Consider the following 19,011-nt stretch of genomic DNA (forward strand, 5'->3'; position numbering starts at 1 on the left):
TGGGCTCTGTGAGCACGAGCTCGCGGAGGAGCTGGTCGAGGCCGTAGCCCTCGGCGTCTTCGGTGTCTGAACGGGAAGTACGTCGAGTTGGGGCGAGCCTCGGCGTAGAGCAAGACCAGAACCCGGTAGAAGTAGCGCAGGCTCTGCCGGGTGAGGTCGGCGGCGAGGCTGTCGGAGTCGTCGGGCAGGCCTGCCGCGGGCGGCCTCGGGTTCCGCGGATCGGTGGAATCGCGTCGAGCTGGCGCAGCGGCTGGGTGATGTCGTGGCGGTTGCCGCCGGTCAGGGCGACGGCGAGCTGGAGCCCGTGACCGTCGACGCTCAGGTGGTGCTTGGAGCCGGGTGGCCACGGTTGACCGGGGACGGCCCCACGTTGTCCCCCTTTGAGCGCGTGCACGTGCGAGGTGTCGACCGCCATCCGGTTCCAGGTCCAGCTGCCCGGCCGCGCGCAGCTCGGCGAGCAGCAGCTCGCGCAGAGCCGGCCACACCCCGGCCTCGGTCCAGTCCCGCACCCGCCGCCAGCAGATCACCCCAGAGCAGCCGAGCATCGCGGCCGGCAGCTGGTTCCAGGTGATCCCGGTCCGCAGCACGTAGACGATTCCGGCCAGCGCGACCCGGTCGTCCATTGGCAGCCGTCCGGTGAACCGGCGTCGCCGCGGCGCCCGCGTGGGTATCAGCGGCGCGACCCGCTCCCACGGCGAGTCCGGAACAAGATCCTCCACGACGACCGCAGCCTGGCCAACTTCATCACCCGTCTACGGCAGGGACGCCGAGATCATTCTGAAACGAGCTCTTTAGGCGAGTCCGGTTAGGCCAGTACGACGGCCACCAGCGCGGCACCCACCGCTAGCAGCACAGCGAGCATGATCAGGACGACGCCCCAGCGGCGACCGCGGTCCGCGGCGGTGCCGTCGTCGTGGTCGACCTCAGAGAGGACGCTGTCCAGTGCCCAGACGCCGGCGCCGGCAGCCGGTACCGGCGACGGTTTCGGGCCAGGCTGAGCCCCGGTGTCCGGGTCCGGGTCGGCCACGCTGGCGGTCTCCAGCTGCCGGGTCCGAGCTCGGGTGGGCGTGCCTGGCCCGGAGGCTGCGGGCAGTGAGGCAGGGAGTGAGGCGGGCACGGCTGCGGTCAAGGCGTCGGCCATCGCGGCGGCGTCTTGGTAGCGCCGGCTCGGGTCCTTGGACAGGGCCCGCAGCAGCACGGCCTCCAGCGCGGGCGGCACCTCCTCGATCAGAGACGAGGGGCGGGGTGGGGATTCACGCAGGTGGGCCAGCACCACCGTGAACGGGTCCGGGTCGGTGAACGGGGGCCGCCCGGTCAGCGCGATGAACAGGCAACATGCCAGCGCGTAGAGGTCGACGCGCCCGTCCAGCCGCCCGGTGCCGCGGACCTGTTCTGGGGCGATGCAGGAGGGGGTGCCCACGATGTAGCCGGTCTTCGTGCGGCCGGCGCCGTCGCCGAGGCGGGCGATGCCGAAGTCGGTGACGGTGACGGCTCCGTCCGGGCCGAGCATGATGTTGCCGGGGCTGATGTCCCGGTGGACCACGCCGGCGCGGTGGGCCGCGGCGAGCGCGCCGCACACCGCGCGCCCGACCGCAGCGACCTCCTCTGGGGGCAACGGCCCGTCCCGCTCCAGGCGCTGGGCCAGCGTCTCACCCTCCAGGTAGGACATGACTACGTGCACGCCGGCCGGGCTGGTGCCGACGTCGTGCACCGTCACCACGCCGGGATGGTCGATCGCGGCCGCGGCGCGCGCCTCGTCGCGCAGCCGGCCCAGGTCATCCGCGCTGCCCGCGTGCGCCAGCAGCTTCACCGCCACCGGCCGCGCCAGGTCGCGGTCGTAGGCAAGGAACACCCGCGACATCCCACCTTCGCCGAGCAGCCGGCGCAGTTCGTAGCGGCCGGCGAGCAGGGCGCCCTCCCCGACATCGTCCTCCGCGGCGCGCGGCGCGGGAACGGGGAGATGATCGGTGGTGGCAGCGGTGGCAGCGGTGGCAGCGGGGTCGGGGTCCGGGCCGGTCATGGCTGCGGCAGGTTTCGCTGGGTGCTCTCCGGGTGCCCGGCACCGATCATTTCCTCGAACAGGTAGCGATAGTCCACCATCGCCTGCCGAAGCTGCTCGGTGTCCGCCTCGTCGCGCGTGTCGGCGACCGCGGACTCGTGCGCGGCGCGGTAGTGCTCGACCAGGTCCGGGTGGTCGACCGAGATCATCTCCTCGCGTTGGGTGAAGTGTTCGACGGGGTAGCCGCGCGTCCGCATCACCTGCTGGATCACCAGATCGGCGGCGCGCAGCCCGGCGTGCGGGGTCTCCACGAACGAGTTCTGCGCCTGGGCCCACTGCCCGCTGAACCGCTCCCGTTCGTCGGCGTCTAGGTCGCGGACGTCGAGTTCGCGGCGGCGAAGCAGCCGGCGCCGCAGCTCGGCCTCACCGCGGGCCTGCCCGCCCGAGGCGTGCACGACGCGGTCGTACTCCGGGCCGAAATGCCGTCGCAGCGCCGCGGTGCGGCGCCGTCCCCGCACCCGGCCACCGATTAGCAACAACAGCCCGAGCACGATCAGCACGACGACGGCGACCACGACCCAGAACAGCACCTCTGGGGACACCGCGCACCACCCACCTTCCGGCCCTCGTCACCTGTGTGGAACAGCATGCGGTCCCGCCCCGCGGCGCGCTGCCAGACAACCATGAGTACGGCCGAATGGACCCGTTCTGCGGCCAGTCTCATGCGCAGGACGCGCGCGGTCGGCCGATGAGCTGGCTTGGTGTGGTGGAGATCGTCGACCGGGTACTGGACGGGCGCCTTCGCGCGCACGTCGGAACCGTCGCGACCCTCGACGAGGCCATCCCCGCGCTCAACCCGACCGAGCGGCGCAAGGGCAAGACCGTCATTCGCGTGCGCCCCTGAGCGCCCTGCAATAGGCCAACAGCGCCGTCATGCTGACACCCCACTGAGGAGATCGGCACCCGGCCCGACACCGACGACGTCAGTAGGGCCGCTCAGTGCACACAAGAGCGACCTGGCCGCGCTTCCCGAGGCCGGCGGCGATCGCCTCACGGCGCCCGTCGGCGGCCACCCCGGTGCCGACCACCACCGCCTGGGAGACGACCCGGCGGTTGACCCGGGCCTTGCAGTAGGTCGCGTCGAGGAACACATATGGGAACGCCTGCTCGGATAGGAGCGGTCGCGAAACGCCCCGACCTCGTCGTCGAGGTCGGCGCACCACCGCAAACAGGGCCTGGTCGATCCGCCGGCGCCGCTCGAGCAGGCTGGGGAAGAACGAGCCGGTGCGCAGTTTCGGGATCCGCAGCTCCAGGTCGCCGACCGTGCTGGTCAGGGTGCGCGGGCGGTGGCCGTTGCGCTGGTCGGTGCGCGCGTGGCTGCGTTCGTGCGGGGCGGCGTCGATCACCGAGGTCAGCTCGGCCTCGATCAACGCCTGATAGATCGTCTCCGCCGCAGAGCGCACGCGGTCTTCGACATAGGCGGCCTTGAGTGTCTCCAACACCTCGAGCAGGGCAGACTGGTCCAGGGTCATCGTGCGTCGTGTCCTCCGCGAGCACCTTTGAGCCGGTCTCGCTGACCGTCGCACGATGGCCCCCTACCCCGAGGTCACCCACGCCGTCCCGGCCGAGGACCTACACCACGCCACGGGACACAACTATCTGGCCGCCGCAGGGACGGTCTGCAAGACGGTGTCCCGCCATACTGCGGGCTCCTACGCTCAGTTGCGGGCGCTTGATGCGGAGGTGGTCGCCATGCGGGTGGTGATCGTCGGGGCGGGCCGGGAGGGCACGCTCTGGCTCTGCTACTGGATCGATTGGGCTAGCTGTCCGGATGCCCTCGGTCTCGGCGCCCTGCTGCAGATGGGTCTATCCGGAGTGCCGCCCGGGTTCCAGGGCACGTCGCGAGCAGCCGGAGCATCTCTGGATCGGCGCGACGAGGGTTCCGGGTGGGGAGCGGAGCGCCCACGCCCTCGGCCGCTTCTCGTGGGCCCAGCGGGCATGGCTTCGCCGGGTAGGCCGGTCTCCGCCACGGGATGACGCGGGTGACGATGCGGATCGCCCCGAACGGGACCGGTGGCATCCGGCCCGGGGGACGGGAGTTCAAAGCGATGTCCGATCGCGATGTCCGGCGGTGGCCGCTGCGGGGGTTCTGGCGCGCCTGGTACTGGATCTCCTGGTTGATCAGCGTCGTGCTGTTCCTGCCGGTGCTGGGTCTGGCCGTCCTCGCGTGGCGATCCAGCGGACCGGCGCGCTGGTTTCCGCTGCTGCCCGGGCTCGTGCTGCTTGCGATTACCCTGGTGATCGGCTGGCAGCTGGCGACCACAGCGCTCGTCGTCACCGTCGACGCCGGCGGCGAGCTGAGGGCCCGCCTGCTGTTTCGTACCCGGCAGGTGCACGCGACCGGTGTGTTGAGCGTGCGGCGTTCCGCGCTCACCTCCGGCCACCACACACCGATCGTGATCAGGACGGCGAACTGGTCGGTACGCCTGATCCACAAACGGACCGACGTCGACGAGCTGGTCGCACAGCTCCGCCGCCACAACCCTGCGCTCCTCGTCGACGTCTGAATAGGCGTCGCGGAGCCCGTAAAGCAGAAACCGCCAGCCGGACTTGTCGGGCCAGGCGTTGATGTTGGTGTCGTAGAGGTCGGTCTTGGTCGCGCGCAGCTCTACGCCTCCCGGCGCTACTGGGAGCAGACCGAGTGATCCCGCCGGGGCTGCCGAGCGCAACCACGGCTGCAGGCGAGATCGAGGTCCCGTGCGGCTCGCGAGCTCGCGGATCGACATGCCCTCTACCCGCCGGTCCCGACGGATCCGCCGAACAAATACTGTCCCGAGTCGTCGCCCGTTACGGCCGGCTCGACCTGCTCTGCCTCGAGAAACGCCGACCCCACAGACCAACTCCTATGACCGTTACGACCCGGCCGAGCGCGACGGCGGCAGTGGTGGCTGGACGGGAATCGCGTCGCGTCGCGGAGCGCTCATGCCGAGGCTCCTCCGTTGCAGCCGGCCCTTCTACGTCGCCGTCGGTGTGGCCGTGGACGGGCCCGTCGCAGACGGCGATGCAGCTGTGGGAGCTGGTCGGTCGAGCTTGTCGGCCCGCACGGCCTAGCGAAGATCAACTGCATGACTGCGACGATGACTGCGAACTTGGCACTATCCACGCCACAGCAGACAACGATGCGACGGAGTCGGTCAGCCTGACCAGCAAACTCCAGTCAACGGTACCCGGGGCTCGGCACTTTTAATCCGCGGGTTCAGGGTTCGATCCCCTGGGCCCACCCCATCTGAGCTGCGAAGATGTCGAATCAGCGTCAGGTGCACTCTAGCAATGACTGCGAGTTCGAGCGGCCGCCTGACGCCTTCGCAGGACCTCGTCGGATGTTGCAACTTGGCTAGTTGGGTGGGCCGTGGCTGCATGTCGATGGCCCTGATCCGTCCTACGCGAGCTGGCTCAGTCGGCATGAGCTCGCGGAGGAGCTGGTTGAGGACCTAGTCCTCGGCGTACTCGGAGTCGAACGGGAAGTACTTCACATTCGGGGCGCGCGTTGGCGTAGTGCAAGACCAGAAGCCGATAGAGGTGGTGCAGGGCGTGCGGGGTGAGGTCGACGGCGAGGCTGTCGGAATCGTAGGGCAGGCCATCGCCACGGCGACAACGCAGCGCCTCAGAGGCGGGGAGTTCGATCGACTCGCGGACGCCGTCGTTCAGAGTGCACCACAGATCATATGAACAGTGGGATGAGGCATCGCTGACCCATCTCGACCAGGTGCCGGCTCGGAAGGTCCAGCTGTAGGTGGTCGAGCAGTGTCCGGTCGAGCTTGCACTTCGTGCACAGCTTCCACTTCAAGATGTGCCCGCCACGGCGGGCGCCGCTGTCGATGAACGTGCTGCCGGTGCTATTGCCGCTCGACCTGATGATGCGGTGTGCCGTAGCCCAGGACCCAGGTCACGTAGGCATTGTGTTTGTCGGCTTTGGTGTCGTTCAAGGTGCATTTGATTATGGCGCCCGTGCCGCGCGGGCTGAGGCCCGACGGCTCGGCACCCTCCGGACGGGGCGTGTCGGCCATTCCTTTCGACCGTGTGGACGGGGTTCTCCTCCGCGCTCGATGGTGCTCGTCTCAGGTGAAGGTCGTTCGTCCTCGTTGCTCTGCGGGCGCTTCACCTTGACCTGCTCCGCGTCGACGACTTCTGGGCCTGGTGCGGAGGAAAGGCAGGACTGAGCTGAGGCGACCGGACCTGGTCGGGGAGTAGACCTGCTGCGGGACGTCCGCGGCAAGGGCGAGGAGGTCGGTCGTCGGCCGGCGGGCGGAGCCACCGCTCACCCCACACGGAGGTACTCGCCCGCGCTCGAGCCGTCCGCGGTGAGGAAGGTCAGGGTGGTGCCGTCGTACCGCAGGCCGTAGGTGAGGGCAGCGCGGCCCGTCGGAGTGATCGTGAGTGTGGTCCCGACGACCGAGTAGCGGCCCTGGCTGCTGCGGTTGTGGGCCGGGTCCGCGAAGGTGTAGGCCCCGTCGGCGCCGAAGCGGAACTGGGCGTAGCCGTTCAGCTCCTCCCAGGTCCCGACGAGGGAGAAGGAGCCGGTGGCGGCGTCGTCCCGGAGGTAGACGCTGGTGCCAAGGTAGAGGCGTCCACCCTAGACGGACCAGGTCGTCTCGACCGTTGCCCCGCCGGACTGGCGGAAGGTGATCCGGGCTCCGCTGACGGAAGCCCGTCCGCTCCCGAGCCTGGTGGTGCCGTCGTACCGGCCGTCCGCGGCGAACGTCAGGCGAGCGCCGCCCTCTCCAGCCCAGGCGCCGACGAGTTCGGCGGGGAAGGCTGCGGCCGTCGACGGGGTGGTTCGGGTTGGAGATGTGGTAGTTCGAGTTGGAACCGTGGTGGTTCGAGTTGGAACCGTGGTGGTTCGGGTTGGAACCGTGGTCGGCGGGACGGCGGGTTCCGACGTCGGGGGCGGGGCCGAGGCGCTGGTCAGGGCGGCACCGGCTGACGGGGTGCTCGGGGAAGCCGCGCTACCGGAGGAACCATTGCCGCACGATGCCAACACCAGGCCGGTGGCGCATGCCGCCACTGCGATCCACATGGTCTTCCGTGCCATGTCCGACCTCCTCAGAGCGTCTGCACCCCGCGGGCCCACTCCTCCCACTGGACCCCTGCGATCGCGATGATCGAGTTGCCGTGCTGCAGCAGGGCGCGGTCGTTTCGCTCGAGCGCGGTCGCGACCTCCTCGAACCCCTGCACCTGCAGGTGGGCGCCGTCCCGGGCGTGGTCGTGGATCTCCTGGACCTCGGGGTCGTCGAGGCGCACCGAGTCCGCCGCGTCCGCCATCTGCTCGAGGACGGGGAGGATCTCGGTACGGATGCGGGTCGCTGCCACGGCGTTCGACGGTTTCTCCTGCTGGAGCTGCCGGAACGCGTCCGCGGTGGCCTTGCGGCCCTCCAGCAGCGGTCTCGCGACGACGTCGCGGTAGTAGGCCCGGGGGACCACCGGATCCGCCACCTCTGGGAGGGGATCGTTCGTCGACGGGGCGGCCGGGGTCTGCTGGCCGGGTGCCGACGTGAGGTCCGTCGGCAGGCCAGGAACGACCGTGGCCCGCTCCAGCAGCACCCCACCAACGGCGGCGAGGCCGAGGACGACGGTCGCGGCCCCCACGGCAAGGATCGGCCCGCTCGGGCGACCGGGCACCAGGAGGAGCAGCGGCGCGGCCGCGAGCATCAGTACCGATCCGGAGCCGACCACCCCGCCCAGCAACGGAAAGGCGACGGCGCCCGGATTACCGCCCGTCATCGCGACCGCCACGAGCAGTCCCGCCCCGCCGAGCAGCGCCGCGACCGGCGCGACGGCCAGCGCCGCGCCCACCCCGGGCCCGCCGCGCAGCATGCCGAACATCAGCACGACGGCCGCCGCCAGCAGGCCGCCTCCGAAGATCGTCGCGTCGAACCGGGCCACCGCGTCGGCGTCGGTCGCCGGCGGCCCGGCCGTCAGCCGGAACAGGACCGGCACCGCGGCCGCGACGACACCTGCCACGATGCCCGTGACGAGCAGTCCCCGCGGCCGTGGCGGGGCCCACGACGAGCCTCCCCACCAGCGTGGCGGGGTCCCCGAAGCCCGCGGTCGCAGCGCCCACGCCGCCGCGGAGGCGAGGCCGATGGTCACGACGATCGGGAGGACCAGAGCGCCGGCCGTCGTCAGCCATGCGGCGGTATCGGCCCAACCCCGCTCGAGCAGCAGCAACTCCGCCTGCGGCGCGGCCCAGGTCGCGACGATCGTCGCCGCCGCCCCGCACAGCGCCGCGGGCAGGCCGACCTCCCACGGCCCCCGAGTGCCGCCCGCGCCGGCGGCCCACAGCTCACCGAGCCCACCCGTGAGCACCGCCGCCCCACACAGCATCAGGGGGAGCAGGAGCAGCACCTGCGGGCTGCCGAGGCCGACGCCGGCGAGCCCGGGCAGCTGACCGAGGAGGGCCCCGCCGAGCACGCCCGCCGCGGTGGCCCGCGTCCCGGTCCGACGAACGCCGCTGCGGGCGGCGAGGGCATCGCGCCACAGCCCGAGTCCGATCGCCGCACCCGCCAGTGCACCGACCGTCGACGCCGCGACGAGCTCGGGCAGGCCGGCGACCCCGGACGACAGGAACGCGGCCGACACGACGCCATGGACGAGCGGGAGCGCCACGGCCACCAGGAAGCCGATCGCCATGCCGTCGAGCGCGCCGATCGCGGCGGCCCGGCTCGGGTCCGCGAGAACCTGACGGCGGTACGTCGCGGACGGGTGCCAGGCGAGGAACGACTGCCGGCCCACCGTCTCGGACTGCCGGGCGAGCACGGCGTCGAGCACCGGTCCCGCGCCGAACAGCTCGGCGGCCCGCAGATCGGCGTCGGGTTCACGGGCGCGCAGCAGACCCCGGATCAGCACCGCGACCACGGCGATCAGCACGATGGCACGCCACGCGATCTCCAGGGCGAGCCCGAACGAAGCCTGGACCAGGGCGAGGACGACGGGCAGCGCGAGCAGCGGCCCGAGCACGTACCAGAGGGACCGCGCCAGCCACGACAGCGTGACGTCCCGGTGCCGGAGGTGTGCGATCTCGTGGCCGACTTGCGCATCGAACGTGGCCGGATCGCCGCGCAGCGCGAGCTTGCGCGGTAGGACGACCATGTGGCGGCCCGGCCGGCCGAGGCAGAACGGCTGGCCCCGTGAGCCGGGCCGGATGAGGACACCGGGCACCGGCACGCCTGCGATCCCGGCCAACGCGGCGACGGCCTCGACCCCCCGTGCGTAGCCGGGACCGGGAGCGCGGAGGCCCTGCCGCCGCGCCACGACGAGCGGTACCGCCAGCACGACGATTGCGGCCAAGAGGACTGCCACCCCGGCGGCGCCGAGGGCGAACCACGCGCGGCGGGCCTCTTCCGGTGCGGTACACCGGAGCTGCAGGGTGGACGACGGCAGCACGGCACCGGTGGGGAGGCAGCCGTAGTAGGCACCGGTCCATGCCTGCCCGAGCAGCGCGTTGTACACGGCGGTTCCGACGAACATCGCGGTGACCAGCAGAGCCGCCGCGACGAGCAGCATCCGCAGCGTCGTCGAACTGGGCAGCGCGAGCACGCGGGGCACCGTGGCCATCGGGCCGCGTGTCAGGTCGGTCGTCGGACTGGTCATCGGTCGGCCCTCACCGCACGTGAAGGGCGCCGACCGTCGCGTTCGCGATCAGCTCGGCCTGGGTGGGCGGGAGCCCGAGCGCCACGCTCTGCCGGAGCACGACGGCCCGGACCTGGTCCATCTCCGCCGGAGTGAGCGCCGCCGCGGGCTCCGCGGGCGAGCGCCGGAAGAGCCGCCGGATCGCCGTGACGGTCGGCTCCTTGACCAGGTCCTTCCCGACGTCCTTCGCGAGGTCGGCGGTGAACTGGCCCAGGACCGGCAGGACGGCACTCGCGACCGCCATCAGGTAGGGCGTGATCATCGCGACGTCGAGCCCGGAGCCCAGCGGCACGTCCTCCCGCCCGTCGGCGAGCGCGGCGGCGGGATCGGCGAAGTACTCCTGCGCCGACTCATCGAGCACGGCCAGCTCGTCGGGCGCGACCGAGGCCAGCAGCAGGCTGGTGAACTCGACGGTCAGCTGGCGGTCGGTGTCCATACCGGGAATCGTCACACCGTCAGTGAATGAGGAGGACGAGCAAGACGCACTACGCAGATGTACGTATCGGCTCGATCCGGCCCGGTACCGCTTGTCATCGGAACCGGAGTGAGACGGGGTACGCCGTGCCCGGCGGCAAGCGTGACGACGTGTTTACCTGTACTGCACGCCGATCGACCGGGCGCCGGGCTACTACTGCACCCCGACCGACGGGGACGACGCGAAGTCAGCGGCTGGTGGGGCGGCACCGGCCGCCGAGGCGGCTTCGGGCCGGGACGGCCGACATCGAATTCGATGCCGGCGTGCTTGATCAGGAATGCCGCTGGTAGTCGCGCACGGTTATCGAGTCGTGCAGCCGCAGGCCGTGGCGGTTGAGCCGGCCGAGGGCGCGGGCCAGCGCTGGCGGGGTGTGCGAGGCCAGCCGTGCCCCGTTCGCGATCGCCCAGAGGACCAGCCGGTTGACCGGGACGATGCTCTTGGCCGTGGCGCGGGCGAATGCCCGGCTGCCCCGCACGTAGTCGCCGATCGCGGCCTCATAGGCGGGGAACGCCCGCGCCGGGTCGCCTCCGGCCTCGGCCAGTTCTCCGGCCAGCACATAGGCCCCGACGACGGCCAGGCTCGTGCTGCCGCCTACGGCCGGCCCGGGGCAGTACCCGGCGTCCCCGACCAGGCTCACCCGCCCGCGCGACCAGGTGTCCAGGTGCAGCTGGGTGATCGAGTCGAAGTAGAACGCGGGGGTCGTGTCCAGCTCGCCGAGCAGCGCCTCCACCCGTGTCCCCGCGCCCGCGAAGGCCGCCCGCAGCAGCTGCTTCTGCCGGGGCACGTCGCGATGGTGGTAGGCCAGCGGCTCCTGGGTACGGAACAGGAACACCGCCCGGCCGTCGCCGGTGCGCCGCGCGCCGTAGAGCCCGGCCATCCGGCCGATCCCGGCGTCGACGATCATCTCGCCGCGCAGCCCGAGATCGTTGGGCACCGACGCGACCGCCACGTACGCGCCGAGGTGCGTGGCGAACCGCTCCTCCGGTCCGAACACCAGCCGCCGCACGTTCGAGTGCAGCCCGTCGGCGCCGATCACCACATCGAACATCCGCGGCTGGGCCCGGGCGAAGCTCACCTCCCCGCCCGGCCCGATCGAGGTGATCGAATCACCGAACAGATACTCCACCCTGGCTGCTGTCGCGGAGTGCAGGATCGTGCTCAGGTCATCGCGCATGATCTCGACGTGCCGGTCGGACACGGCGGTCAGCAGCCGGGTGAGATCGATGTGCACCGGGGTCGCGACGCCCTCGCGGTAGAGCGTGATGCGGTCGGTGCCGGTGGCTGCCGCGGCGACCTGCTCGGCCAGGCCGGTCCGATCGATGATCTCCAGGGCCGGCCGGAACAGGTCCACGGCGTGCCCGCCGGCGTGGCGCAGCGCAGGGGCCTGCTCGACCACCGTCACCTCGAAGCCGTAGCGGTGCAGCCAGTAGGCCAGCACCGGTCCCGCGACGCTCGCGCCGGACACGAGTACCCGCACCACCCACACACCCAAGCAGACCCGCGACCAGGCAGGGTAGGCAGCACGCACTGTCGGCGGCACTCGTCCAGGACCCGCCGCCCTCAGGCCGCCCGCGAGGACGGTCTGTGCGACGGTGTCCCGCCCGCACTCCGCCGGATACTGTTCAAATCTTCGTCATACCGATCGACCAGGATGTTCTTTCCCGTCCGGGAATGCGAGTCGGAGCGAGCCTTTGGTTCCGAACAGCGAGTTCCGGCTACTGCGCTCGATCGCTGGCCGCTTCGGCCTCTTCGGATTCGAGCTGTCTTATCTGCAGGAGGTCGGCGACAATCTGACCGAGGTGGTGTGTGCACCAAGGGCCTGAATCGGCACCTTTCATAGGCCCTCTGCTCTGTCGTCCATGTCGACGCAGATCGTTTGTAGCGTACGGGTCGAAGAGCAAACAGCTCTGCATAGCGGGTTGGGGAAGAAGGCTTCCGGCCGTAGGTGAGGCCGGGTATAGGTGATGGTTGCCACGGTCACATAACTGGTCCAGTCTGGGGTGCGCGGCTGAGGCGAAGACGGCGGGCCGAGCTGCTGGCGTCGGGCGCACGGCAGGAGGATGAGATGACGCGGACACCCAACGAGATCTTCGATCACCATGCCGGTGCGCTGATGGCCGGGGATCTGGACGAGATCGTGGCTGATTATACCGACGACTCGGTGTTCATTACTCCGCGTGGTGCGTGGCGTGGCAGAGATGGTGTACGAACAGCGTTCGGCGAGCTGCTTGCCGACCTACCGAACGCTGAATGGGATGTTCCGACAAAATATTCGAAGAAGATGTGCTGTTCATCGAGTGGAAGGCGGTCTCGAAGTCGGCGCGGGTAAACGACGGTATCGACACCTTCGTCTTCGCCGACGAAGGGATCCGCGCGCAGCCCGTGCGTTACACGCTGGAGACGAGGAAGTAGGCCGCGCTGGCTGCAGCACAGCGAGCCTCGGGCAGCAGATCGGCCCGCGGCGTCGTGGGACGCTCCTTGGGCCAGCGTCGCGGACGTCCGGCATGCGTGTCGGCTGGGCGGATGTCGATCGGGCGGGGTAGGCCGTCGGCCCGCGATCGCCGGAGCGGACCTGCCGCCCGCACTCGTCGTCACCGAGCCCCGCATCGCAGAGCGCAACGGGCACCGCCCCCGCACGGTGACCAGCACGGTCGGGGATCTGGAGCTGCGGATCCCGAAGCTGCGCACCGGCTCGTTCTTCCCCAGCCTGCTGGAGCGCCGCCCCTGGGACACAACTCTCACGGTGACCTCGCACGCCGACCTTGCACGGGCCGAAGCCCTTAGCGGTACACCGTCGAGGTGCACCCCGGAAGCCGCAGGCCAAGTCGGCGTAGGTCTCGCCTTTGCGCAGGTAGCCGACCACCAGCAGGGCCTGGCGGCCGGCCGTCAGCTTGGGTCACCGGGTCGCCCGCTCGTTACGACGCGCGCAGCGCATCGGTGAGCAAGTTCAGCGCGCGGCTGGACACGGTCATTTCGGGCGGGTACGACAGCACGTTGGAGCGCGCCTAATTAGGCGAGTCGATCTCAGCAATTGCCCGTCTACAGAAGCTTCACCCATTCAAGGTCACGCCACGCCGCACACCCACCAACCTGCCCGACCTTCAGGTTGGCAGAGGCTCATTGCTCTCGGCCCCTGCACGGACTTCCTCAAAGCTGCGTCACGCGTCGACCAGTACTCCAGGATTGAGCACGCCGCATGGGTCGAGCTCGTGCTTGGCCGCGCGCAGTATCGCCGCGAAAAGCTCGGGCCGCTCCCGGTCGTACCACTCACGGTGATCGCGACCCAACGCGTGATGATGTGTGATGGTGCCACCGGCTGCGGTCATCGCGTCAGATGCGGCTGCTTTGATCGACCAGAACTGCTCGACGAGAGTCGCCTTGTCACCCAGCGCGTGCCAGGTGAAGTACGGTGCCGGGCCGTCCGGGTAGACATGGGTGAAACGGACCGTCATCGTGCCTTCTCGCCCGGTCACTTCGCGGATCGCCGCCAGTGTGGCTTCCTTCACCCGCGCCCGGAACTCCATGTACCTGTCCCAGGTGATGCAGCTCTCGACGGTGTCGCGCATCACGCCTCGGGCGACCGCGTGTTCGCGGAGATAAGGGCCTCGCAGGAATTTCTCGCGCCATGCTCCCGCGGCCCCCGATCGGTGTGACTCCGCCTGGATCAGCGTCGCCGGATCCCATTTGCCGCCGTTGTCAGCGCAGATCTCGAGGGCGCGCTCCATCCACGGCCCGAGTGGGTGATCGGCCGACTCGAAGGTCAGCACCAACAGATCATGGGCACCGTCTCCGGCTCCGGTGAACTTCGCCTCGTCGCGCTCGATCAAGCGCGCGTTTGCGGGAAAGAGCCCGGCTTGAGATATCAGACGGACCGCGTTCACGGCCCTCGCGTACTCGCGGAAGCGGACCGTCGTCGCCAGTCGTAAGGACGGCCGGCGGTGCAGCCGCACCCAAGCCTCAGTGATCACTCCCAGGGCGCCCTCGGATCCGAGGAAAAGCCGGTTAGGATTCGGGCCTGCGCCCGAGGTCGGCTCCCTGCGGGAGGCGACGACACCTGCCGGCGTGATGATCCGCAAGCTTTCCACATAGTCGTCGATCTGAGTGTAGACAGTGGCGAAATGGCCGGCCGCGCGGGTTGCGATCCAGCCACCCAGTGACGAGAACTCCCAAGCCTGGAGGAAAAACCGCATCGTCAATCCGGTAGGCCTGAGCTGGTTTTCCAGATCCGGGCCGAGGGCGCCCGCCTGGATACGCGCACTCTGGGACATCGGATCGACCTCGAGCACGCGATTCAGGTACTTCATGTCGATCGTCACGATCCCGCGCCGGTGCTCGTCACGGGGCGGGTTCACGCCTCCGACCACGCTCGAGCCCCCACCGAAAGGTATTGCAGCCAGCCCCGCATCTCCGCACCAGTTGAGCACTGCTCGGATCTCGTCCTCGCTGCGCGGATAGGCGACGACATCAGGGGGATTCGTGAAATCGCGGCGATGAATCATCCGAGCGAGGTCGTGCACCGATCGACCGTAGCTGTGCAACAGGCGGTCGTACTTGCTGTCGGTGCAGCAATTACGCAGCGTCGCAGGGACCGTGACCCGGGAAGCGCGCAGGTCGATGTCGTCCTGCCTCGGCATCGGGGCCGGGACGAAACCGTCCACGCCGAACATCTCCGCCCAGCTCCGTTCGAACCGCGCGATCTCTGCTGTCGAGGCGGCATCGTCCTCGTCGCCCCAGCCGTAGAAGCTCCTGCGTCGCTGGACCACCCGCTCCTCCTCCGGACCGTGGGATCCGGCGGCAGCGCCGGGTGCGGCGCGAGCGGTGACCTCGTCCGTGTACCGGCAGCCCCCGATCGGGGGGCCGACCACCGGGTGGATCCTCACTCTAGACCCGCGGCTCCAACCGCGGGACTTCAACGGCGCGCTGAGCAGCTGGTGACGTCCTTGCTGAGAGGCCGATCGAACCACCGCGTCAGGTCGAGGCGACCGCGCTCCAGAGGCCCGAGGCGTGATGTGGTGGCGGGGGGGTGCCGCGACGTCCTGCTCGCCTATAGGTCCGGCAGCGCGCGAGGAGCAGGCTCCACCCCGTGGGCACACGCGCTGCACGATCGGGCTCTACAACATCGGGAACGGCGGATCGACGAGTTGGGGGCACCCTGAGGGAGCTCGAGGAGCCTCCTGCCCGGACGAGCCCGCCCCCCGGCTCGAGCAGCAGCTCATGTGATGAAGGAGCACCCGGTCGGATGTTTGAGAGACGGCGAGAGAGGGCACGCTCACGGGCACATCTGCGAGCTGCCGTCGAGAACGAGGGCCACGCATACCGGGGAGCGCACCCATGAAGTTCCAGCTGTTCATTCTGCCGACCATCCCGGCCACGCTGGAGGAGCGCGCGGCGAAGCGACCCATCGGCCGCGACAACGACGCCTTCCAGGCCATGATCGACGAGGTCCGCGAGCTCGCGATCCTGGCCGACGAGGCCGGCTTCGACGTGTTCTCCACGACCGAGCACCACTTCCACTCCGAGGGCTTCGAGGCCTCGGTGCAACCGATGATGCTCTACGCCGACCTGGCCGCCCGCACCAAGAACATCGCCTTCGCGCCGCTGTCGCTGGTACTGCCCGCCAACGACCCGTTGCGGGTGGCCGAGCAGGTCGCCTACCTCGACCACCTCACCCGCGGCCGGGTCTACGGCGGCTACGCCCGCGGCTACCAGGACCGCTGGGTCAATGTGCTGGGACAACACGTCCCGGTCAAAGGCACCCCGATGGACGGCGGCCCGGACGACAAACACAACCGACTCGTCCACGAGGAGTTCCTCGAACTGATCTACAAGGCCTGGACCGACGACCTGCTGACCTTCGACGGCCGCTTCTACAACGTGCCCCCCAAGGAGGGCATCACCCGCTGGCCCGCCGCCGAGTGGACCCGCCAGTACGGCCACCCCGACGAGATCGACGCCAATGGCCACATCCACGGGATCTCGGTGATCCCCAAGCCGTACCAACAGCCCTACCCGCCGGCGTTCCAGCCGTTCTCGGTATCCGAATCGACCATGGTCCACACCGCACAGCACGGCGTCATGCCGATCATCCTCGTCTCCGAACCCGGCATGTTCACCCACCTGGCCAAGCTCTACCAGACCTCCGCCGCCGAGGTCGGCCGTGACCTCAAACTCGGCCAGAACATCGGCGCCTTCCGCGCGATCGCCTTCGGCGACACCCGCGAACAGGCCTGGAATCTCATGGAACGCACCAACTACTACGGATTCCAGATCTACTTCTCCGGCTTCGGGTTCTGGGAGGCGCTACGGCTGCCCGGCGACGAGCAGCGATACCCCAAGGGCACCCTGCTGCCCCCCGACGAGTGGACCATGGAACGGTTCACCAAGACCAAGTACGGCCTGGTCGGCACCATCGACGACATCAAACGCGACATCGAGGACCTGGCCACCATCCACGGCAACGACGGCGAGCTGGAATGGTTCTCCTGGTTCTTCGACCAGGGACTGATGCCCATAGACGAGGCCAAACGACAGCTCGAGATCTTCGCCGAACACATCATCCCCACATTCCGCTGAGGCCGGGGCGGACTCCTGGCACCCGATGCCGTCGGGCTTGGCGGAACCTTCTCGCTACTACTCGAGGGAAGCGTCATGACGCTCTACATGATGCAAATGATCTACACGAACGAGGCGTGGACGGCGCTGGTCAAGGACCCGGAGGACCGCGCCCTGATGGCGCGGTCGCTGGCAGAGGATCTTGGCGGCACCAATGTCGGGTTCTGGCTCTCGCTCGGGGAGCACGACCTCGTCACCATCTTCGACCTGCCGGACCAGGCGAGCGCCGCGGCGTTGTCGATGGCGATCTCCGCGGGCGGGGCGGTCAGCGACGTCAAGACCACCGTGTTGATGTCTCCGCAGGAGGCGGTCCGGGCGATGAACAAGGCGCAGAGCCTCGAGTATCGCCCACCCCGCGCCATGTGGGCTGCACGCGAGGACTGGTCCGACTCCCCGCCTGCCGACGGGTAGCTTCTGGGGACCGTCGGCATTCGGGCATCACCACGACCTGCGGCGTCAGAGGGAGGGAAAGATGGCCGCCTCGAACTCCCCGGTCGGTTTCGACTCGGTCCGGTTCCGGCGGGTGCTCGGGCGGTTTCCCACCGGGGTGGTCGTCGTGACAGCGATCGGCTCGGGCGGACGACCCGCTGGTATGGCTGTCGGCTCGTTCACGTCCGTGTCGCTGGTGCCTCCGCTGCTCGCCTTCTTTCCGGACAAAGGCTCCTCGAGCTTTCCCCAGATCCGAGCTTCCGGTTCCTTCTGCGTCAACGTGCTCTCCGCAGACCAGGAGCCGGTGTGCCGGGCGTTCGCGACGAAGGGCGCAGACAAGTTCGCCGGTCTGGGCTGGCGGCCCGCGGGCTCCGGCTCGCCGATCCTCGACGGCGTCGTGGCGTGGATGGATTGCGACATCGAGACGATCGACAGAGCCGGTGACCACTTCATCGTGCTGGGCCGGGTGCGAGATCTGCAGGCGGGGCCCGCAGAGCTGCCGCTGTTGTTCTTCCAGGGCGGGTACGGGCACTTCTCTTCCCTGTCGTTGTCCGCGCCTGCCGAACCGGACCTGCTCGAACAGTTGCGGCTCGTCGACGCTGCGCGCGGCGAGATGGAGCGCGTGTCGGCCGCCCTGGACGTGGAGTGTCTCGCGGCCGCGACCGTCCGGGACCAGGTGGTGATCGTCGCCAGCTCCGGCGAGCCTCGCGCGGGCCAGTCGACCACCCGGGTCGGTCAGCGGATGCCGTTCGTTCCGCCGCTGGGCACGCTGCTGGTCGCGTGGGAACCGCCGGCCGCGGTCCAGGCCTGGCTGGATCGCCTCGACCCGAAGCTGCCGGAGCGGGACGCGGGCCACTATCGGCAGTTGCTCGAGCGCGTCCGACGACGCGGGTGGTCGATCTCCTTGGCCAGCGCCGAGCGAATCGCGTTCGAGGCAGCGCTCACGCAGCTGTCCGTGCAATCTCCGACCCCTGAGCAGGAGAAGGCGGTGCGGGATACGGCCGGTCGAGTCGGCTGGCTCGGACACGAGCCGGACGACCTGGCCGCCGGCCAGACCTATCCCGTTCGCAACGTGTCGGGACCGATCTTCAACTCTGACGGACGTTGCGTGCTCATGCTCAGCCTCTTCGTCGGGCGCCGATGCACCGGTGAAGAGGTGGAACATCTGCGTGACTGCGTGCTTCAGGCGTCCGCGGTCGTCACCGCCGCTCTCAGCGGCCGCCACCCGGACGAGCGCCCGACGAGCCGGACGACCCAGGCGCTGCCCGACCTTCCGCGGTCGTGAGTCTCGCCGTTCGGGCTGGCGAGCGTGGTGCGCCCGACAACGTCGTTTTTGTCGCGGCACGGGGACGGCGGGACCTCCCGGTGGCAATCGTCCGCCGTCATCGCTCTTCGCGGCCCGGCCTCGACGGCCTCACCACACCAGGAAGACATCACCAACCATCTCAGCCCCGGCCGCGCAGCTCGCCCGCTCGACGCTAATGGAGTCGAGGTGCCGTGCCGGCATGGCATGAGCTGCGGCATGACGCGTGGCATGCGATGGGAGTTCTCCAAGTTCCACCGGACCGACAGAGGCGTGGGCCGTTCCATCGCCGCTGGACGCAACCGGTGGAAGCTCTCAGAAGTGCTCGACTGTTGCCTCATGATGTGGCGCCGGCACGGCAGCGTTGCATCGGGCGGTGCTCAGAGGCGTGTCAGCCCGGCCACGAAGATCATCGGCATGACTGCGGCGATGACTGCGAAAGTCTCCCCGGACATGCCAGCGAGTACAACGGGGCCAGCAACGGGGCGGCGCTGACCTGCAGGA

At 69.6% G+C, this 19,011-nt stretch carries 15 protein-coding genes and 3 pseudogenes; 8 read left to right on the forward strand and 10 right to left on the reverse strand.

Features of this window, described 5'->3' with window-relative positions; all coding sequences use genetic code 11:
* Window positions 1–190: 190 nt before the first annotated feature.
* The 3 genes and pseudogenes from ACQP04_RS02415 to ACQP04_RS02425 all read right to left on the reverse strand — a co-directional run.
* Window positions 191–719, reverse strand: a pseudogene (locus ACQP04_RS02415) (IS5 family transposase); the annotation flags it as partial.
* An 86-nt stretch (window positions 720–805) separates the two neighbouring features.
* Window positions 806–2,020: a serine/threonine-protein kinase gene (locus tag ACQP04_RS02420; protein ID WP_433505448.1), complete on the reverse strand. Its 1,215-nt coding sequence runs from the start codon at window positions 2,018–2,020 to the stop codon at window positions 806–808.
* Entirely contained in the window at window positions 2,017–2,601 is a 585-nt protein-coding gene (locus ACQP04_RS02425; RefSeq protein WP_433505449.1) for a hypothetical protein, read from the reverse strand. The genes ACQP04_RS02420 and ACQP04_RS02425 overlap by 4 nt, the downstream gene beginning before the upstream one ends.
* 95 nt (window positions 2,602–2,696) lie before the next feature.
* Between ACQP04_RS02425 and ACQP04_RS02430 the strand changes: the two genes are divergently transcribed.
* Entirely contained in the window at window positions 2,697–2,903 is a 207-nt protein-coding gene (locus ACQP04_RS02430) for a hypothetical protein (protein ID WP_433505450.1), read from the forward strand.
* A 79-nt stretch (window positions 2,904–2,982) separates the two neighbouring features.
* On the opposite strand, the gene ACQP04_RS02435 is transcribed toward ACQP04_RS02430, so the two are convergent.
* Window positions 2,983–3,531, reverse strand: a complete 549-nt coding sequence (locus ACQP04_RS02435; protein ID WP_433505451.1) for a transposase — start codon at window positions 3,529–3,531, stop codon at window positions 2,983–2,985.
* Window positions 3,532–4,041: 510 nt separating this feature from the next.
* Here ACQP04_RS02435 and ACQP04_RS02440 point away from each other — a divergent pair.
* Window positions 4,042–4,566: a hypothetical protein gene (locus tag ACQP04_RS02440; protein WP_433505452.1), complete on the forward strand. Its 525-nt coding sequence runs from the start codon at window positions 4,042–4,044 to the stop codon at window positions 4,564–4,566.
* Window positions 4,567–5,895: 1,329 nt separating this feature from the next.
* On the opposite strand, the gene ACQP04_RS02445 is transcribed toward ACQP04_RS02440, so the two are convergent.
* The 4 genes from ACQP04_RS02445 to ACQP04_RS02460 all read right to left on the reverse strand — a co-directional run bounded on the left by ACQP04_RS02445 (window position 5,896) and on the right by ACQP04_RS02460 (window position 11,643).
* Entirely contained in the window at window positions 5,896–6,066 is a 171-nt protein-coding gene (locus tag ACQP04_RS02445; protein ID WP_433505453.1) for a hypothetical protein, read from the reverse strand.
* Window positions 6,067–7,102: 1,036 nt separating this feature from the next.
* Window positions 7,103–9,649 (reverse strand): M48 family metalloprotease, encoded by a 2,547-nt coding sequence (locus ACQP04_RS02450; RefSeq protein ID WP_433505454.1) that lies wholly within the window; start codon window positions 9,647–9,649, stop codon window positions 7,103–7,105.
* A gap of 10 nt (window positions 9,650–9,659) precedes the next feature.
* On the reverse strand, window positions 9,660–10,124 hold the full coding sequence (locus ACQP04_RS02455) for a hypothetical protein (protein WP_433505455.1): 465 nt from the start codon (window positions 10,122–10,124) through the stop codon (window positions 9,660–9,662).
* A gap of 310 nt (window positions 10,125–10,434) precedes the next feature.
* The gene (locus ACQP04_RS02460) at window positions 10,435–11,643 is read right to left on the reverse strand and encodes an FAD-dependent monooxygenase (RefSeq protein WP_433505456.1); all 1,209 of its coding nucleotides are present in this window, start codon (window positions 11,641–11,643) and stop codon (window positions 10,435–10,437) included.
* Between the two features lie 633 nt (window positions 11,644–12,276).
* On the opposite strand from ACQP04_RS02460, the gene ACQP04_RS02465 reads away from it, so the two are divergent.
* From ACQP04_RS02465 to ACQP04_RS02475, 3 genes and pseudogenes are all read left to right on the forward strand, one after another.
* Window positions 12,277–12,492 (forward strand): nuclear transport factor 2 family protein, encoded by a 216-nt coding sequence (locus ACQP04_RS02465; RefSeq protein WP_433508281.1) that lies wholly within the window; start codon window positions 12,277–12,279, stop codon window positions 12,490–12,492.
* Complete coding sequence (locus ACQP04_RS02470; RefSeq protein WP_433508527.1) at window positions 12,447–12,575, forward strand: hypothetical protein; 129 nt, start codon at window positions 12,447–12,449, stop codon at window positions 12,573–12,575. The genes ACQP04_RS02465 and ACQP04_RS02470 overlap by 46 nt, the downstream gene beginning before the upstream one ends.
* A gap of 190 nt (window positions 12,576–12,765) precedes the next feature.
* Window positions 12,766–12,885 (forward strand): annotated as a pseudogene (locus tag ACQP04_RS02475) (transposase); the annotation flags it as partial.
* Between the two features lie 66 nt (window positions 12,886–12,951).
* Here ACQP04_RS02475 and ACQP04_RS02480 read toward each other — a convergent pair.
* Both ACQP04_RS02480 and ACQP04_RS02485 read right to left on the reverse strand, forming a co-directional pair.
* Window positions 12,952–13,056, reverse strand: a pseudogene (locus ACQP04_RS02480) (IS5/IS1182 family transposase); the annotation flags it as partial.
* 265 nt (window positions 13,057–13,321) lie between these two features.
* Window positions 13,322–15,028, reverse strand: a complete 1,707-nt coding sequence (locus ACQP04_RS02485; RefSeq protein WP_433505457.1) for an FAD-binding oxidoreductase — start codon at window positions 15,026–15,028, stop codon at window positions 13,322–13,324.
* Between the two features lie 466 nt (window positions 15,029–15,494).
* On the opposite strand from ACQP04_RS02485, the gene ACQP04_RS02490 reads away from it, so the two are divergent.
* The 3 genes from ACQP04_RS02490 (at window position 15,495) to ACQP04_RS02500 (ending at window position 18,489) form a co-directional block, all read left to right on the forward strand.
* The gene (locus ACQP04_RS02490) at window positions 15,495–16,736 is read left to right on the forward strand and encodes an LLM class flavin-dependent oxidoreductase (RefSeq protein ID WP_433505458.1); all 1,242 of its coding nucleotides are present in this window, start codon (window positions 15,495–15,497) and stop codon (window positions 16,734–16,736) included.
* Window positions 16,737–16,811: 75 nt separating this feature from the next.
* Window positions 16,812–17,186, forward strand: coding sequence for a GYD domain-containing protein (locus ACQP04_RS02495; RefSeq protein WP_433505459.1), 375 nt, complete (start codon window positions 16,812–16,814; stop codon window positions 17,184–17,186).
* Between the two features lie 61 nt (window positions 17,187–17,247).
* Complete coding sequence (locus tag ACQP04_RS02500) at window positions 17,248–18,489, forward strand: flavin reductase (RefSeq protein ID WP_433505460.1); 1,242 nt, start codon at window positions 17,248–17,250, stop codon at window positions 18,487–18,489.
* Window positions 18,490–19,011 lie beyond the last annotated feature (522 nt).

The sequence above is a fragment of the Pseudonocardia halophobica genome (genome assembly GCF_050948485.1).
Taxonomy (GTDB): Bacteria; Actinomycetota; Actinomycetes; order Mycobacteriales; family Pseudonocardiaceae; genus Pseudonocardia; species Pseudonocardia halophobica.

Excerpts from the sequence above, each read along its gene's own strand:
- ACQP04_RS02450 (WP_433505454.1), bottom strand. The coding sequence starts at position 9,649 with ATGACCAGTCCGACGACCGACCTGACACGCGGCCCGATGGCCACGGTG.
- ACQP04_RS02445 (WP_433505453.1), bottom strand. The coding sequence starts at position 6,066 with ATGGCCGACACGCCCCGTCCGGAGGGTGCCGAGCCGTCGGGCCTCAGC.
- ACQP04_RS02420 (WP_433505448.1), bottom strand. The coding sequence starts at position 2,020 with ATGACCGGCCCGGACCCCGACCCCGCTGCCACCGCTGCCACCGCTGCC.
- ACQP04_RS02435 (WP_433505451.1), bottom strand. The coding sequence starts at position 3,531 with ATGACCCTGGACCAGTCTGCCCTGCTCGAGGTGTTGGAGACACTCAAG.
- ACQP04_RS02495 (WP_433505459.1), top strand. The coding sequence starts at position 16,812 with ATGACGCTCTACATGATGCAAATGATCTACACGAACGAGGCGTGGACG.
- ACQP04_RS02490 (WP_433505458.1), top strand. The coding sequence starts at position 15,495 with ATGAAGTTCCAGCTGTTCATTCTGCCGACCATCCCGGCCACGCTGGAG.
- ACQP04_RS02500 (WP_433505460.1), top strand. The coding sequence starts at position 17,248 with ATGGCCGCCTCGAACTCCCCGGTCGGTTTCGACTCGGTCCGGTTCCGG.
- ACQP04_RS02455 (WP_433505455.1), bottom strand. The coding sequence starts at position 10,124 with ATGGACACCGACCGCCAGCTGACCGTCGAGTTCACCAGCCTGCTGCTG.
- ACQP04_RS02465 (WP_433508281.1), top strand. The coding sequence starts at position 12,277 with ATGGCCGGGGATCTGGACGAGATCGTGGCTGATTATACCGACGACTCG.
- ACQP04_RS02430 (WP_433505450.1), top strand. The coding sequence starts at position 2,697 with ATGGACCCGTTCTGCGGCCAGTCTCATGCGCAGGACGCGCGCGGTCGG.